Source organism: Paenibacillus polymyxa (assembly GCF_001719045.1).
Taxonomy (GTDB): Bacteria; Bacillota; Bacilli; order Paenibacillales; family Paenibacillaceae; genus Paenibacillus; species Paenibacillus polymyxa_B.
This window is the reverse complement of record NZ_CP015423.1, coordinates 5,007,865-5,023,055: the sequence shown is the minus strand read 5'-3', so window position 1 is coordinate 5,023,055 and position 15,191 is coordinate 5,007,865. Positions and strand designations below refer to the sequence as shown.

The window sequence follows — 15,191 nt, the reverse complement described above, 5'->3', positions numbered from 1 at the left end:
TTATTTCCCTCCAAATTTGATTTTCAGTGGTATACCGTGCTTTATTCCTTAAAAAAAGGGTAGTGAGAGGTTATACACCTGCCAACCACCCTTTTCATTTAATTCATATAGGTATTTCCTAATGGAAATATTATGCTGTAGTTTCTTCGCCTTGGTTTGCTTCCATAACTGCATCAGCCATTTTACCTGTCAGCAATTTAACAGCGCGGATTGCGTCGTCATTACCTGGGATAACATAGTCGATTTCGTCTGGATCGCAGTTTGTATCAACGATACCTACGATTGGGATACCCAATTTGCGAGCTTCAGCAACCGCGATACGTTCTTTGCGTGGATCAATGATGAACAGAGCACTTGGAAGGCCCTTCATGTTTTTGATACCGCCCAAGAATTTTTCAAGACGATCTTTTTCTTTGCGAAGAATGATAACTTCTTTTTTAGGAAGAACTGCGAATGTACCGTCTTCTTCCCAAGCTTCCAGTTGTTTCAAACGGTCAATACGTTTTTGAATCGTTTGGAAGTTAGTCAGCGTACCACCCAACCAACGTTGGTTAATGTAGAATTGACCAGCGCGTGCTGCTTCTTCTTTAACGGAATCTTGTGCTTGTTTCTTCGTGCCTACGAACAGAATTGTACCATTCTCAGCTGCAATGCTTTTTACGAAGTTGTAAGCTTCCTCAACCTTTTTCACTGTCTTTTGCAAGTCAATGATGTAAATACCGTTTCTTTCAGTGAAGATATAACGATCCATTTTCGGGTTCCAGCGACGTGTTTGGTGACCAAAGTGAACCCCAGCTTCCAAAAGCTGTTTCATGGAGATTACTGCCATCTTCACGCACCTCCTAAGTTTGGTTTTTTGTGTGTCCTCCGCCGACATCATTTTTCATAAAGACTTTCCATTGGAAAGCACCCTCTATAAAATTAACCGACGTGCGTTTTTAACACCGTCAATTAATATACCATAACACTTGCATCGTTGCAACCAACTTTTCGACAATAGTTGGAACAACGCAAAATGTGACGTTTTACGCCTCTTATCGAACTTGTCAGCATGAATAAAAGCCGTCCACTTCCCGGTCTGGTCAGTTGGACGGCTTTTTCGTAATTTTAGTAATAATAGAACTGAAATCCTCACCTTTAGCAAACTGATAGGTACCCGTACGAATTTTGGTATTGATTTTTTGGGCCTTAGCTGCTGCCTCAAATGCACTAGCATCCAACACAACCCCTGCCCGTTGCAATCCTGATGCCACACTTCTCAAATTGCTTCCCGATGCAATGCTATACTGCACTTGTGGGGTGGCAGGCTGCTTGGGGATGTTGGGAGTCGTTGTAGTGCCAGACCTTTGAGTTTGCGGCTTATTCGGACTTTGTGGAACCGATGCGCTGGTCGAAGGTTTAGAAGCAGCCGAGGATGTGCTATTTGCAGGTACCTTTGGTGTTGACGGCGTTTGAGCTGGTTTAGCCTTTTGGGGTGCAACCGGAGTTTTGTTGCCTTCCTTGATCACCTTATTACGCCATTCCTCTTCTGTCATTTTCGGATCAGAACTGTCACTGATCTGAAGATTTAATTCGGCAGCTGCCTTTTCTAATTGCTCTCGCGTCATGTTTTTTGGGTCTGTTGAAGATTGCTGCGATTGTCCCTGACCGATCATTGCCAGTTGCAACAGCAATGCCCCCGTTATAAGGCCCGTACCCATGCCTAGCATAAATGAACGGTTTTTGATCACGTTACATCCTCCCGCTCCGCGAGTTGCAATATAAGCTGTACTTCCCCCCGCTGGATGCCTGATTGCTTGGCTATATAATCCAACGACTTGCCTTGCTCATGCAGCGCAAACAACTCTTGATAACGATCACGGATGGACTCTACTTCCTGCTCAGTTTCAGCGTCTTGCAATACTGTCTGCTCCTCCATAGTTACGAGAGGAGCTTCTGAATCAGAATAGCCTTCCTGTGCAGACACACCAGGTTGCGGACTTTGAAATTGACCGTAAGCAACCGCTACCTGATGAGAAGTTACTGTATGTTGTATTTCCTTAGATACAGGCTCGGTTTGCATAGAAACAGTAGCAAACATAGCCTGGCGCTCAAGCTCCACGATACGGTTCCGAAGCTCAGCTACTTGTTCCTGTAATGCCGCCTGTTTAACTGTATGCTCCTGCTTCATACCAGATACGAGCTCAATCAGCTCGTCATTGTCGTTTTCAATATCGGCCATATACTGCTCCAATGTGGCCTCGACCTTTTGAACGACGGCCTCTTCTGTTCCCCGGCCTGGCTGACGCTTAGGCAGAAGCCAGGCGTAGACAACAGCTGCAGCGCCCAGCAGAACAATATAAATCCATGGTTGATCCACTGCCCATCGTCTCCTTTAATAACGCTTCTCCACCTGTCGGATCAGAGCGAAAAATCAATATGGTGTCCCTTGTACGGATGCTCTGCCGGATGCTCCTTAGGCACCTCAGTCTCATCTGATTGGGAACGGCTCTGCTGGGAAGAATCTCTGCTCTGCCCTCCCGTTTGCCGCTCACCGACGAATGTTTCTGCAGACTGATCTATGGCGCCGCTTCGTTGACGCATGTTCTCTGTCTCCAGCGCGGCCTTTTGTCCAAGCAATGCTTGATCATTCATCGGCCGCTGCTGGGACTCACTTTGGTATTTTCCTGCTTCACTCGTGCGAGGTACGGCAATTTGCAATTCAACAGCCTTCAAGCTCATTGGACCACACCCTTTCCGATTGGGCATCCGTATCTGTCTTTCAAGGAATACAATGTTGAATGATTAACAGTGTGCTGAATTACACGTAGGAGGACATGCTGATGTCTCCCTCATGATAATAAAACGCCATTCTTTCCACTGAATCTTTAATAAATTTTGTATATCTGCCGATAACAATTTTAGAGCCACCGTAAATCACATTTTTCACTTCTACCCGTGCCCGGCTCGTATCCTCTAATGTTCGTTCAATTTCAAGCATTCTGGACTTGGTTTCCAAAAGCTCCTGTTCATTAGATTTTTTAGTAGACGCCAGCTTGATTCGCATTGCCATTCTTTCAGGTGCAAGCTGTCCGGCGGCAGCAAGCTGATCCAATATGGTAAGGGCCTTATTCGTTTTATCCTGGCTGTCTGTCTGCTGCTTCAAACGTGTGCGGAGTTCTGTCAGTTCATCGCGCAGTTCAGGAAGCACACCCACTTCGATAACAGTAGCTGTGGACATCGTATTACCGATGGTACGAGCTACTACCTTTTTACCAGCTTGTACACTGCCACCTACGATAAGCCCTTTGGTCCCCTCGCAGAGTACATTTACACTCGCTTTAATCTGGGAATGCATGATGCTCTGGGATACAAGTATATCGCCTCCCGCAATCACGTTACCATCTTGTATGAATGAGCATTTGACATTTTGTGCAGCTTTCACGAACCCCTTATGGTATCCGATAATGCCGCCACTGATTTCCACTGAACCTTCCGCCTCAATTTCAGCGCCTTCCACACCACCGATGACACGAATGTCGCCAGCCGCCCGAACGCGAAACCCTGTCAAGACATTCCCACGAATGACGACGGTTCCAACAAAATCAATATTACCGACACTATAATCGACGTCCCCGTTCACTTCATATACGGGGAACACATTAAGTTTGCCCTTTTCAGTCGTAGTCACCAGTCCGTCAATAGCCGCATACATGGCAACACCTTCCGGATGGATCACTACATTTTTTCCAACTTTAAAACGCGCCTCTCTACCTGGAAGAAAAGGAATTTCCTCTCCGGTTACAGCAATCCCCGGTACACCCGGCAGAGGATCAACTCGTTCGGCAATCAATTGTCCACGTTTTACATTTCTTAAACGAGTTAGTTCTTTATAATCCACCCGTCCATCTACGGTTTCAAGTGGCTTATGTGCATCTTCGCCAGTCACAATATCAGCCAGATTAATTTTTCCGTCTGTGCCATGGATCGGCTGCTTTCCCTGAGCAATCAGTAATTTTCCGAAGAAATGATCTTCCGGATTTGCCGCAAATGCGCGAATCGCATCGGTCATTAAACCGTAGGATATTTTTTGGTTGCTTAGAAAACGCTCTAATTCTTCCACAGAACAGGCAAAACCCTCTTCACGTTTGGCAAACTCCAAGTAGGCTGTTTGTTTGTCAGGTGAGACAACCACTTTTAAATACTGGTCCAAAGCATATTGCTTCTCCACAAGGGTGCTCCTTCCGTCTAACTGTTACTGTAACCTCCCGTACGTTAATCTTTACGCATTAGCAAATCCCGTTGTTTGTCCAATGTCGCTCTTAGACGTAATATTGCTTTGGAATGCAACTGTGAAATTCGCGATGGAGATAGCGACATGACCTCAGCGATTTCGCTGAGTGACAAATCCTCGTAATACAATAAAGAAACAACGATACGTTCTTTTTCAGTCAATTTATCAATGCCTTGTGCAAGGGCATCACGAAGTGTAAATTCATTGACCTTATGATCCGGATTTTTCGCCTTCTCGTCCACCAAAAGGGAAAGCCGTGTTTCCGATTCCTCTTCACGGATCGGGTCCTCCAGTGAGACAATCGACATAACGGCGACTTCCTGGATCATATTTTGAAACTCTTTTTCAGAAACGTCCAAATAATGGCTCATCTCTTCGTCGCTTACCGTGCGTAAATATCTTTGTTCCAAATGCTGGTAGGCATCCTCGATTTTTTTTGCTTTTTCCCTAACTGAACGAGGAACCCAATCCCCTTGACGAAGACCATCCAAAATCGCTCCGCGAACACGCCAAGAAGCATAAGTCTCAAACTGCAAACCACGCTCATAGTCAAATTTCTCTAAAGCGTCAATCAAACCCATAACGCCGTTACTCGCCAGATCATCCTTGGAAACATTTTTGGGCAAGCCTACTGCAAGGCGGCCCGAAACATATTCCACAATATGGAGATACTTTTCAATTAACTGTTTTTTTGCTTCCTTGTCACCGTGTTCTTTCCATTGCTCCCATAGTTCGGAATGGTTTAAATGAGCGGCTTTACGCTCGTTCATCGGCTTCACCCTCCTTATTTGTCTGTCAGGTGACGATCGGCCTTGGCCAATTCTTCAGGGTCCTTGTTGGAAACCAGCTTAGGTGGGTTTAAAGGCGCGAAACCATTGTTCCCTTCGTCCGTCTGCTCTGGTTTCGGTTTCAGCAATTCATTCAGGTTTTCATTCTCGTCTGGTGTCGTCAGGTCCAGATTCCCCCCTACGCCATCTACCTGAGAGCTTGCCCGGCTTTGGGCATTCCCCAGATCTGGCCGCGCTACAACACCTAGTGTCCAGCGCAGCACAAATGCAAGTAGGAACCAAAAAACGAAGGCGATCAAGCCACGAATTAAGCTCGTGGTCAGCAGATTGCTGCCAACGGACAACACAAAAGTCAGAATAAATCCGACTACTCCAGACCAAAGATTAATGCGTAAGCTGCCAAATAACATGTTTATAATTCCTTTACACCTTTTTGTACGCTTCGAATATTCAAAACGCCAGTTTCAGAGTCCAACTCAATCGTTCGTCCATAATTGCCGCCTGTGTCCTCCGCAATCAAGGGAATACCCAGATCTACGAGCATCTCTTTGCATGATTCTACATTACGTGGACCAATGCGCATGGTATCTCCACTACCGGCAAAGGCGAACATCTGCGCTCCCCCTGCCATTTTGGCAATCAGTCTGCGTCGTTCAGCACCCAATTTCAGCATCCGCTCAAATAACTCGGGCAGCGCCGTATCGGCGTATTTAGCAATATTCAGTTGCCCTTCACGTGCAATATCCGAGGATGGTAGCATCACATGTGCCATACCTGCCAGTTTCAAGTGAGGATCGTAGAGAGTCAATCCGACGCAAGAACCGAGTCCTGTCGTGCGAATCGAGTTCGGGTTACTGGTAACATTTAAGTCAGCCATACCGACTTTAATGATGCTTTTATCCTCAATCATCGTTCATCGGGACTCCTAACGACCTAAAGATTTTCCCGAACGATTCTGGATCAGGAATCAGGAAAAATTGACCCTCTATCTGATTCTGCCCTTCCAGAAACGATGTGTCAATCAATAATGCAGCATCTCCCATCTGCCCAAACTGCAACAGTCCATAGCTGAGAATTGCTCCTGCCATGTCCAACGCCAGCGCAGGGACTGTTGGATACATAGATAAACGCGTAAAGTCTGCCAGCGAAGACAAGTATGAGCCTGCTAAAATGTTTCCGATCTCCGACAGGGCTGAGTGCTCCATTTCGTTAAAACTGTCCTCGTCATCTGAAGGAATATTCGCCAAACGGGAAAGTAAGCCTTTTGCCGCCTGAGGCTGCAATATGAAGAATAGATTCCCGGGGGCTTCCCCTTCTACCCTAAAAAATATGGCGACAACAAGTTGCTCATAGCCGCCGACTTTCTCGGCAATTTCCTCAAAGGGCAGCATTTGTACTTTGGGCACACCCATATCGACCGGTTTATTGAGAAGCCGGGAGAGCGCTGTAGCAGCGTTCCCCGAGCCAATGTTGCCGACTTCTTTCAACACATCCAACTTGAAGTCTTCAAGATTTCCGAGATTTTCCATATACTAATCCTCTAAGCCTTCCAGTTGGTTCATCTCGCTACGATTCAGGACTTCAGACAAGTTCAGCATAATCAACAAGCGCTCTTCACCAATCTTAGCAACTCCGCGAAGGTATTTAGCCTTAACTCCGCCAATCACTTCCGGTGGTGTCTCGATATTGTCAGTATTCAGGTCAATAACGTCATTCGCTGAGTCAACGATAAAGCCGACTTGCATTTCACCCACTGCAACGATAATGATGCGAGTTTGATCGGTATATTCAGCTTCAGGTAATCCAAACCGGCCACGAAGATCAATAACCGGAATGACTACGCCTCTCATGTTGAATACGCCTTTAACAAAATCGTAGGTTCTTGGAACCCGTGTAATCGGCACCATGCGTTCAATAGATTGGACTTTTTCTACTTCAACACCGTATTCCTCTTCACCAAGCTTAAATACGATAACTTTAATTTCTTCTCCCATGTCTAAAAAACCTCCTTATTGATGTCAGCAACTTCACATTTCTTTCATTTTTGATGAAGACATTATTTAATGAAAACATTTGGGTCGATGATCAAAGCAACCTGACCGTCACCCAGAATCGTGGCGCCTGAAATTCCTTGGATGTTTGGAAGGTATTTGCCCAGATTTTTAAGGACAATTTCACTTTGTCCCAAAAAGTCCTGTACGGAAAGAGCTGCCAGACGGTCTCCCTTGCGGATGACCACGACCTCTGTCTCTTCTTCTTCATCTTCATTGAAGTCCGGTACCTCGAACAGCTGACTCAAGGAGATGAGCGGGATATGAGAATCGCGGAAAGCAATCATTTTATTGCCATGTACTGAACGAATTTGTGTCCGCTTGACGATCGCAGTCTCCACAATGGAGGACAATGGAATCGCATATTTTTCAGAACCGATCTGTATCATCATGGCTGCAATAATGGATAGGGTCAGCGGCAATTGTACAGAGAAATTAGTGCCTTGGCCCAGTGTAGAGTGAACCGTAACATTGCCACCCAAAGCGGTGATTTTGGATTTAACAACGTCCAAACCGACACCACGTCCTGATACGTCTGAAATGACTGCAGCTGTACTGAAGCCCGGAGCAAACAATACCTGATAGGCTTCCTCGTCGGTCATGACCGCTGCTTGCTCTGCCGTCAAAATCCCTTTAGAAATAGCACTGTTTAGTACCTTATCGCGATTAATACCATTTCCGTCGTCTTCAATCTCGATGAATACGTTATTTCCGCTATGGAAAGCACGCAAGTGAACCGTTCCTGTCTCAGGTTTACCAGCTGCAATCCGGTCGGCTACCGACTCAATGCCATGATCCACGGAGTTCCGAAGCAAATGCACCAGAGGATCGCCAATTTCGTCGATAACAGTGCGGTCCATTTCAGTCTCTGCTCCAGTAATAACCAAATCAAGTTTTTTATCCAGCGATTTGGCCAGATCGCGCACCATACGCGGGAAACGATTGAAAACAGTATCTACTGGTACCATCCGCAATTTAAGAACGACGTTTTGCAAATCGCTGCTCACACGACTCATGTGCTCTACTGTTTCTGTCAGTGCTGGATTGGAAGCTTCACTTGCCAACTGCTCTAACCGCACACGGTCAATGAGCAACTCGCTAAATAAGTTCATAAGTACATCCAGGCGTTCAATATCTACGCGAATCGTACGGTTATGCGTAGGCGCAGCTGCCTTAGCTGCTGGCGCTTTACCTGCTGCTGGCTTAGCCACAGAGGCCGCAGCTGGAGACTGCGGCTGGGATGGAGCAGGTGGTTGCACGGCAACAGGTGCTTCCTGCACCGCAGCAGCCTCAGCCAGTCCAGCAGTAACTTCGCTCATTTGTTTAAGCGATTCCTGATCTAGTTGTACCACTGAGACAGTGTCAATTTCAGAGATACCCGCGATTTCCTTTTCCAGCTCCCCAACTTCTTTCTGCGTTATGTAATATAACGAGAAGCTTTGCTCGAATTTCTCCTGCTCAATATCCTGTACCGACGGATAGGCCTTGACGATTTCACCAGAGTTTTCCAGCGTATTGAATACCATAAAGGCACGTGCCGCTTTCAACTGGCTCTCTGAGCTGATTGTTACCTGTATATAGTGAACACGATGTCCTTCAGAAATAGATTGCTCCAGCACAGAATACTGGAACTGATCCAAGACAAGCCCAGCACTATCGTTTTTGTCCACTTTTTTAGATGGAGACTCCTCAGTGGCAGCATTTGTGCCGGACTTTTGGAAATCCCCACTCACGATGGATTGTAGTGAAGATACAATAGAGGAGACATCCGCTTTTCCGTCGCCTCCCTCTGTAATGTGCTGCACCATGGACTCCAAAGCATCCAATCCTTTAAATAAGGTATCGAATATAAATTCATGCATCGCCAGCTTGTTGTTACGTACCAGATCAAGAACGTTTTCCATTTGGTGAGTTAGCGATGCTAAGTCTTCAAATCCCATCGTAGCAGCCATTCCTTTGAGGGTATGGGCAGAACGGAAAATCACCTGAACGATGCCTAGATCGGTTGGATTGCTTTCCAGTTGAAGCATTTTTTCGTTAAGAGATTGCAGATGATCATTCGACTCATCAATAAACATGTTTAAATATTGGTTCATGTCCATTGTGAGACACCTCCTCCATGAGTTACACTCCGATTATTTCACAACTTGTACAAGCTTGGGGGCGATCTCCTGCATTGGCAGAAGGTGACGCACACATTTTAACTCTACTGCTGAGCGGGGCATTCCGTACACTACACAAGTTTCCTCATTTTCAGCAAATGTGGATTGTACCCCAGCATCATAAAGCTTTTTCATCATTTTGGCCCCGTCGCTCCCCATTCCAGTGAGCAATACTAGATGCCGCTCCAACGAGGTTAACGAGAGCAACGATTCAAACATCGTATCTACGGAAGGACGGTGACCATTGCGAGCTTCCTCCATCTTCAGTGACACAGTGTATTTACCACCGACTCCGGGCACAATTCTTAGTTGATATCCCCCTGGGGCAATGTAGGCCGTTCCAGTCTCCAGCGTCATTCCCTGCTCAGCCTCCACAACTCGGAGTGGACTTAACGTGTTCAAGCGTTGTGCCAGCGAACGAGTGAAGTTTGGCGGCATATGCTGAACGATAACGATTGGAGCAGGAAAATCACCAGGAATGCGTTCCAACAGCGTCTTAAGCGCCCGCGGACCGCCCGTAGAACATCCCACCGCCACCAGTTTGCGAAAGCTGGACGTATGCACACCTTTTTTAAGAGAAAATCCTTTAGGTGCGGCAGGAACTGTAGGTGCCGTTACTGGAGGCGTAGCAGCCGCTGGAATAGGAGTAGCTGATGAACTCACCGTCTTACGGGGCTCCGGCTTAACCAGCCCTGCTTTATCCTTACCATGCAGCGATTTGTCAGCGGCCGTATTAGAACTGTTTAGTTTCCCTGGTGTTCGTCCCATCCCCTTGGACAAGTCTTCCTTCTTCTGAACAGTAGATGCTTGGACTGACTTGCTTGGCTGAGCAGCTGGCTGTTCTATGCGCCCCGCCGTAACAGATGTTCCAGACTGTTGTCGTTTCGTTTCCTGCTTGGCTGCTGCCGGGACGGACTTGCCAGCATCACGCTTCGGCTGAGTTGATACAGCAGGTGAAGGAGCAAGCGGAACAACAGGAGGCTTGTCTGTCGAAGCTTGACTGCCTGCTCGTTTCTCAGTCACCGCCTGTCCTGTAGGCTTTTCCTGTGGCGTTTTTTTCGTTTGTTCCAATGCAGCTTTGCGCTCATTAGCTTCCTTGCGCTCCAGGCGGCTCCGCACTGCTTGCATAGCAGTGTGCATCTGTTCCAGCAGCGCCTTGCTCACTTGCTCGATATCTTGCGCATGAGTAATGGAAGGCTTTCTTATAAAATCGAAAGCTCCTGCCTCCAGAGCCATGATGGTCTCCTTCATGCCTTGTTCATTAATGCCTGACAGCATAATAACAGGTAGCGGATGGGCTGCCATAATCAATGGCAATGCTTCAAGACCATTCATTTCAGGCATCTCGACATCCATGGTGACCAAATCGGGCTGCAATTCCTTCACTTTCTCTACAGCCTCTTTGCCATTGGCGGCTGTACCTACGATGTTGAACGACTCATCCCTTACAATTAAATCTGTAATAATTTTGCGCATAAAGGCCGAATCATCTACAACCAGCACCCGGTAAGCACACATGTTAAACACCTCTGTTTCCTCTCATCAAAATCAATGTACAGAACGTCGCAACCATTTTTGCATAAACCCTTTAATTCCACTCAATGCACCTGATTGCGGAATCTGTGGCATTGCTGCAAAACGGTGTGCCAGATTCAATACATCTCTTGAAGCCGCACATCCCGGAAAAGCAACCATAAAAGGTACTTGCCTTTTGACTGCTTGCATGACATGAGTATCATCACTGATATGCCCAAGCAACGGGATTTCGATCTCCAAAAAGCGTTTCGCAACCAGTGCGATCTTATCGGCAACTTGACGGGCCTCATTATCGTTATCGGCACGATTGACTATAATTTTGAATACCGTATTCTTTTGCAACCCGCTGACGACTTTAATTAGCGCATACGCATCTGTTAAGGACGTCGGTTCCGGTGTGGTTACGACCAGGCATTCGTCAGCTGAAGTGATGAATTTAAGGTTTTCTTTAGATAAACCTGCACCTGTATCAAATAGAATGTAATCCATATCTGCCGCCATTTTTTCTACTTCTTCGGCAAAATAATTCAGATCGCCATCCGATAACGTAAACAATTCGCTCAAGCCCGATCCTCCAGCAATATAAGGCAAACCACCTATACCCGTTTGAATAATTTCATCAATTGATTTCTCACGTTTTAACAGGTGAAGAAGATTGTATTGTGAATTGGCCCCCATTAATACATCAATATTGGCCATACCGATATCAGCATCAAACACAAGTACCTTTCGACCAAGGGATTGCAGAGCCAGAGCAAAATTCAGCGTAAAATTGGATTTGCCCACCCCGCCTTTACCACTGGTGATCGTTATAATTTTGGCTTGACGATTACGTGGGGGCAATCGATATTTATCCAAGGAAGAAGCCATTTGTCTAAGTGATTGGGCTTGGTCACTCATATGGAATCTCCGTTAGCTCCTGATGATTCTTTGGGTCCAAGCAGCATGCTTGTCACCATTTCTGTATCGGGATGAAGCAGGTCGTCAGGAACATTTTGTCCATTGGTAATATAGGCCAGTTGCATCGGGAATTGATGCAAAAGATTAAACATTCCACCGCAGCTACCTGTCTCGTCCATCTTAGTAAATACAACCTTACCAAGACCAAACTTACTGAAATGTCCAGTTATATTGAGCATATCTTTGCTTTTGGATGTCAGGCTGAGTACCAGATACGTCTCACTTTCATTAATAGGCGAAAGCAGACTTTGCAGTTCCGAAACAAGTAATTCATTACGATAATTTCGTCCTGCGGTATCCATGAGGATCAGGTCACAATGTTCCAGACGTTGAATGGCTCTGTGGACGTCACCGGGAGACTGCACAACTTCAAGCGGTACATTCAAAATCGTAGCATATGTACGCAGTTGCTCGACGGCTGAAATCCGGTACGTGTCAGAAGTAATAAATCCAACTTTGCGATGATGCTTAAACAACTGCTCTGCTGCTAACTTGGCAATGGTTGTCGTTTTTCCTACTCCGGTAGGACCTGCCACATACACAATTTTGGTATCTTTGGAGATCCCTTTGTCCAGTCTTGTCTGAATAAAACTGGCCACTTCCTCACGAAAGGCTTGTTCCCAATCAAAAGTTTCAGGCGCAAAAGGATGCTCACTCCGGCGCACATATACCTGTTCGAGCCAATACTCCAGTAAATCGCGTTCCACTTCCTGCTCCAGCACACGCTCACAAATCTCTTGCAGCGGCTCCGGCCAAGTACTTTCTAATGAAGAATTTCGGGAAAACCGAGTCATCATAGCCTTCATTTCCCGCAATTCATTAAGCAGAGTCTGATTTTCCTCTGCTCCGCTCTTCTCTGGAACACTTACTTCAATGGGCTGTTTAAACAGTTCACTGGATGATTTCATGTTCGAAAGCAATGCTTCATGATCAAGTACTTGAGACATAGTCTCCAGATTATTAGCAGGCCTAGATAACAAATGCTCAGTTGCTGAAGCTGCCTGTTCTGCATCATTCGTTAATTCAGCTTGTTCTTCTTTGGAACCACCCGTCATCTGCGTTACCCGCCGATAAGCTTCTGGAGCAGCTTGTCTGGGAACCACAGGCATAAATGATTTTTCTGACTGTTCAGGAGCATTCATTGAAGATGAAGCCGCCTGGGCAAGCTCTTGTGAAGATGATCCAAACCGTCGTGGCTTTTGAGGTTGCTTCTCCTCTACCGCAGCTACCACTTCGATTTTCTTTTTACTGAACATTCCCATGAAACCGCCGACCTTCATTTCCTTTGTACTTAAAATGACGGCGTCTGTTCCTAAGTCACCCCTGATTTGCAGCATAGCTTCTGGCATGGTATCCACTACATATCGTTTCACTCTCATAAGTTCACCACCCCGACACTTTGAATTTCAACGTTCGGCTCCAGCTCACTGTACGACAGCACCGGGACATCCTGCATAGTCCGCTCCATCACTTGCCGCAAATACATCCGAATTGTCGGTGACGTTAACACAATAGGCTGCTGTCCAGATTGAATGAGACGGTTGATTTGCTCCATCATCCTTTGATACACCGTTTGCGTAGACACCGGATCAAGAGCCAAATAGCTACCTTGCTCCGACTGTTGCACGCTTTCAGCAATTTTCTTCTCCAATCCTGGTCCCACTGTAATAACGCGTAACGTCTCCCCTTGTTGGGCAAATTGCTGCGTAATCTGTCGGGACAACGCCTGACGGACATATTCAGTCAGCACGTCGGGATCTTTTGTATAAGTACCGTAGTCAGCTAGCGTTTCGAAAATAGTCACCATATCGCGAATGGAGATTTTTTCTTTCAACAGCTTGGCTAACACTTTTTGTACATCCCCAATCGCAAGCACAGAAGGAATAAGGTCGTCCACCAGCACTGGATAATTCTCTTTGAGATTGTCGACCAGCGACCGTGTCTCCTGTCTGCCAAGCAACTCATGAGCATGTTTCTTGATCGTCTCCGTAAGATGAGTAGCTACAACTGAAGGTGGATCAACTACGGTATAACCAGATAGTTCCGCAACATCCTTGGTGTTTTCATCAATCCAGAGCGCGGGCAATCCGAAGGCCGGTTCTGTCGTTTCAATCCCTGTAATAGAATCGTCGTCGTATCCCGGACTCATAGCCAGGTAATGATTTAACAGAAGCTCCCCGCCGCCCACGGTATTACCTTTAATTTTAATGACATATTCGTTAGGCTTGAGCTGAATGTTATCCCGAATACGAATGACCGGCACAACCAAACCCAGCTCCAAAGCACATTGACGACGGATCATAATAATCCGATCCAATAAATCCCCGCCCTGCTGTGTATCCGCCAGCGGAATTAACCCGTATCCAAATTCAAATTCAATTGGATCTACCTGAAGCAGATTAATGACACTTTCTGGACTACGGACTTCTTCAATTTGTTGCTCCTCTTCCAGCTGTTCATCGGCTATCTGCTTGCGTTCCATATTGCCCTGCATTCTTCGAGCCGCGAAAAACAGCAGAATCGCCAGTGGAAGAGTTGTAATGATATGAATAGGCGTGAAGAGACCCAATAATGCAATTGTGGCAGCCACAATATAGATCAATTTTGGATAAGAAAAGAGCTGTCCAGTTAAATCCTCTGCCAAGTTGCCATCCGACGTAGCCCGTGTAACAATTAAGCCTGACGCCGTGGATATGAGCAGTGCGGGAATCTGGCTGACCAGTCCGTCACCAATGGTGAGTACAGAATAAGTCGACAGCGCCTCTTGAAATCCTTTTCCCTGAACGGCCATACCGATAATAAAGCCGCCGACCAAGTTAATGATCAAAATGATAATACTAGCAATGGCATCACCTTTAACGAATTTACTCGCACCATCCATCGCTCCGTAAAAATCAGCTTCCCGTTCGATTTTACTGCGTCGTTCACGGGCTTGCTGCTCATTGATCAAACCTGCATTCAGATCAGCATCAATACTCATTTGTTTACCCGGCATCGCATCCAATGTAAACCGTGCGCCTACCTCAGCAACCCGCTCAGATCCCTTGGTGATAACAATGAACTGTACGACCACGAGAATGAGAAAGACAACAAAACCGACGGCAATTTGCCCTCCTGCAATCCAACTACCAAACGTAGCAACTACTTCCCCTGCATGGCCCTCACCTAAAATAAGTTTGGTTGTAGAGATATTAAGTGCCAAACGAAACAACGTTGTAATGAGTAGCAATGAAGGGAAAATAGAAAACTGTAAAGCTTCCTTCGTATTCATAGAAACGAGTAGAATCATCAAAGCAATAGAAATATTAATGACGAGTAGGATATCCAGCAGCCATGATGGGATCGGGAGAATCATCATAAGAACGATACCGATGACGCCTGCAAGGACAGTTATTTCTTTTATTTTCACGGGTCTCTAGCC

The 15,191-nt window shown here is 46.3% G+C and carries 15 protein-coding genes; all 15 read right to left on the bottom strand.

Features of this window, described 5'->3' with window-relative positions; all coding sequences use genetic code 11:
• Window positions 1–130: 130 nt before the first annotated feature.
• The 15 genes from rpsB to flhA all read right to left on the bottom strand — a co-directional run bounded on the left by rpsB (window position 131) and on the right by flhA (window position 15,179).
• Entirely contained in the window at window positions 131–829 is a 699-nt protein-coding gene (rpsB, locus tag AOU00_RS22790; protein ID WP_013309916.1) for a 30S ribosomal protein S2, read from the bottom strand.
• A 253-nt stretch (window positions 830–1,082) separates the two neighbouring features.
• A complete protein-coding gene (locus AOU00_RS22785) occupies window positions 1,083–1,730 on the bottom strand; it encodes an endolytic transglycosylase MltG (protein WP_069291736.1) in 648 nt (215 codons plus the stop codon).
• Window positions 1,727–2,359 carry a hypothetical protein gene (locus AOU00_RS22780; protein WP_069291735.1) on the bottom strand — a complete coding sequence of 211 codons (633 nt, stop codon included), beginning with the start codon at window positions 2,357–2,359 and terminating at the stop codon, window positions 1,727–1,729. The genes AOU00_RS22785 and AOU00_RS22780 overlap by 4 nt, the downstream gene beginning before the upstream one ends.
• Before the next feature lie 41 nt (window positions 2,360–2,400).
• Window positions 2,401–2,721 (bottom strand): hypothetical protein, encoded by a 321-nt coding sequence (locus AOU00_RS22775; protein ID WP_061829447.1) that lies wholly within the window; start codon window positions 2,719–2,721, stop codon window positions 2,401–2,403.
• Between the two features lie 79 nt (window positions 2,722–2,800).
• Window positions 2,801–4,210 (bottom strand): flagellar assembly protein A, encoded by a 1,410-nt coding sequence (locus AOU00_RS22770; RefSeq protein ID WP_069291734.1) that lies wholly within the window; start codon window positions 4,208–4,210, stop codon window positions 2,801–2,803.
• Between the two features lie 44 nt (window positions 4,211–4,254).
• Window positions 4,255–5,043, bottom strand: coding sequence for a FliA/WhiG family RNA polymerase sigma factor (locus AOU00_RS22765; RefSeq protein WP_013309911.1), 789 nt, complete (start codon window positions 5,041–5,043; stop codon window positions 4,255–4,257).
• A gap of 14 nt (window positions 5,044–5,057) precedes the next feature.
• Window positions 5,058–5,471 carry a hypothetical protein gene (locus AOU00_RS22760; protein ID WP_069291733.1) on the bottom strand — a complete coding sequence of 138 codons (414 nt, stop codon included), beginning with the start codon at window positions 5,469–5,471 and terminating at the stop codon, window positions 5,058–5,060.
• A 2-nt stretch (window positions 5,472–5,473) separates the two neighbouring features.
• A complete protein-coding gene (locus tag AOU00_RS22755; protein ID WP_010346358.1) occupies window positions 5,474–5,971 on the bottom strand; it encodes a chemotaxis protein CheD in 498 nt (165 codons plus the stop codon).
• A complete protein-coding gene (locus AOU00_RS22750) occupies window positions 5,964–6,590 on the bottom strand; it encodes a chemotaxis protein CheC (RefSeq protein ID WP_061829449.1) in 627 nt (208 codons plus the stop codon). Before AOU00_RS22750 ends, AOU00_RS22755 begins: the two co-directional genes overlap by 8 nt.
• Before the next feature lie 3 nt (window positions 6,591–6,593).
• Window positions 6,594–7,055, bottom strand: a complete 462-nt coding sequence (locus AOU00_RS22745) for a chemotaxis protein CheW (RefSeq protein WP_007430046.1) — start codon at window positions 7,053–7,055, stop codon at window positions 6,594–6,596.
• Window positions 7,056–7,117: 62 nt separating this feature from the next.
• A complete protein-coding gene (locus AOU00_RS22740; RefSeq protein WP_061829450.1) occupies window positions 7,118–9,214 on the bottom strand; it encodes a chemotaxis protein CheA in 2,097 nt (698 codons plus the stop codon).
• Between the two features lie 33 nt (window positions 9,215–9,247).
• The gene (locus AOU00_RS22735; protein WP_061829451.1) at window positions 9,248–10,792 is read right to left on the bottom strand and encodes a chemotaxis protein CheB; all 1,545 of its coding nucleotides are present in this window, start codon (window positions 10,790–10,792) and stop codon (window positions 9,248–9,250) included.
• A gap of 30 nt (window positions 10,793–10,822) precedes the next feature.
• Window positions 10,823–11,710 (bottom strand): MinD/ParA family protein, encoded by an 888-nt coding sequence (locus AOU00_RS22730; protein WP_069291732.1) that lies wholly within the window; start codon window positions 11,708–11,710, stop codon window positions 10,823–10,825.
• Window positions 11,707–13,149, bottom strand: a complete 1,443-nt coding sequence (gene flhF / locus AOU00_RS22725) for a flagellar biosynthesis GTPase FlhF (protein WP_069291731.1) — start codon at window positions 13,147–13,149, stop codon at window positions 11,707–11,709. The genes AOU00_RS22730 and flhF overlap by 4 nt, the downstream gene beginning before the upstream one ends.
• Window positions 13,146–15,179, bottom strand: coding sequence for a flagellar biosynthesis protein FlhA (flhA, locus tag AOU00_RS22720; protein WP_016820963.1), 2,034 nt, complete (start codon window positions 15,177–15,179; stop codon window positions 13,146–13,148). Before flhA ends, flhF begins: the two co-directional genes overlap by 4 nt.
• Window positions 15,180–15,191 lie beyond the last annotated feature (12 nt).

Bases quoted from the DNA above. Each gene is read 5' to 3' on its own strand.
- rpsB (WP_013309916.1), bottom strand. From the start codon at position 829: ATGGCAGTAATCTCCATGAAACAGCTTTTGGAAGCTGGGGTTCACTTT.
- AOU00_RS22775 (WP_061829447.1), bottom strand. From the start codon at position 2,721: ATGAGCTTGAAGGCTGTTGAATTGCAAATTGCCGTACCTCGCACGAGT.
- AOU00_RS22765 (WP_013309911.1), bottom strand. From the start codon at position 5,043: ATGAACGAGCGTAAAGCCGCTCATTTAAACCATTCCGAACTATGGGAG.
- AOU00_RS22760 (WP_069291733.1), bottom strand. From the start codon at position 5,471: ATGTTATTTGGCAGCTTACGCATTAATCTTTGGTCTGGAGTAGTCGGA.
- AOU00_RS22755 (WP_010346358.1), bottom strand. From the start codon at position 5,971: ATGATTGAGGATAAAAGCATCATTAAAGTCGGTATGGCTGACTTAAAT.
- AOU00_RS22750 (WP_061829449.1), bottom strand. From the start codon at position 6,590: ATGGAAAATCTCGGAAATCTTGAAGACTTCAAGTTGGATGTGTTGAAA.
- AOU00_RS22745 (WP_007430046.1), bottom strand. From the start codon at position 7,055: ATGGGAGAAGAAATTAAAGTTATCGTATTTAAGCTTGGTGAAGAGGAA.
- AOU00_RS22740 (WP_061829450.1), bottom strand. From the start codon at position 9,214: ATGGACATGAACCAATATTTAAACATGTTTATTGATGAGTCGAATGAT.
- AOU00_RS22735 (WP_061829451.1), bottom strand. From the start codon at position 10,792: ATGTGTGCTTACCGGGTGCTGGTTGTAGATGATTCGGCCTTTATGCGC.
- AOU00_RS22730 (WP_069291732.1), bottom strand. From the start codon at position 11,710: ATGAGTGACCAAGCCCAATCACTTAGACAAATGGCTTCTTCCTTGGAT.
- flhF (WP_069291731.1), bottom strand. From the start codon at position 13,149: ATGAGAGTGAAACGATATGTAGTGGATACCATGCCAGAAGCTATGCTG.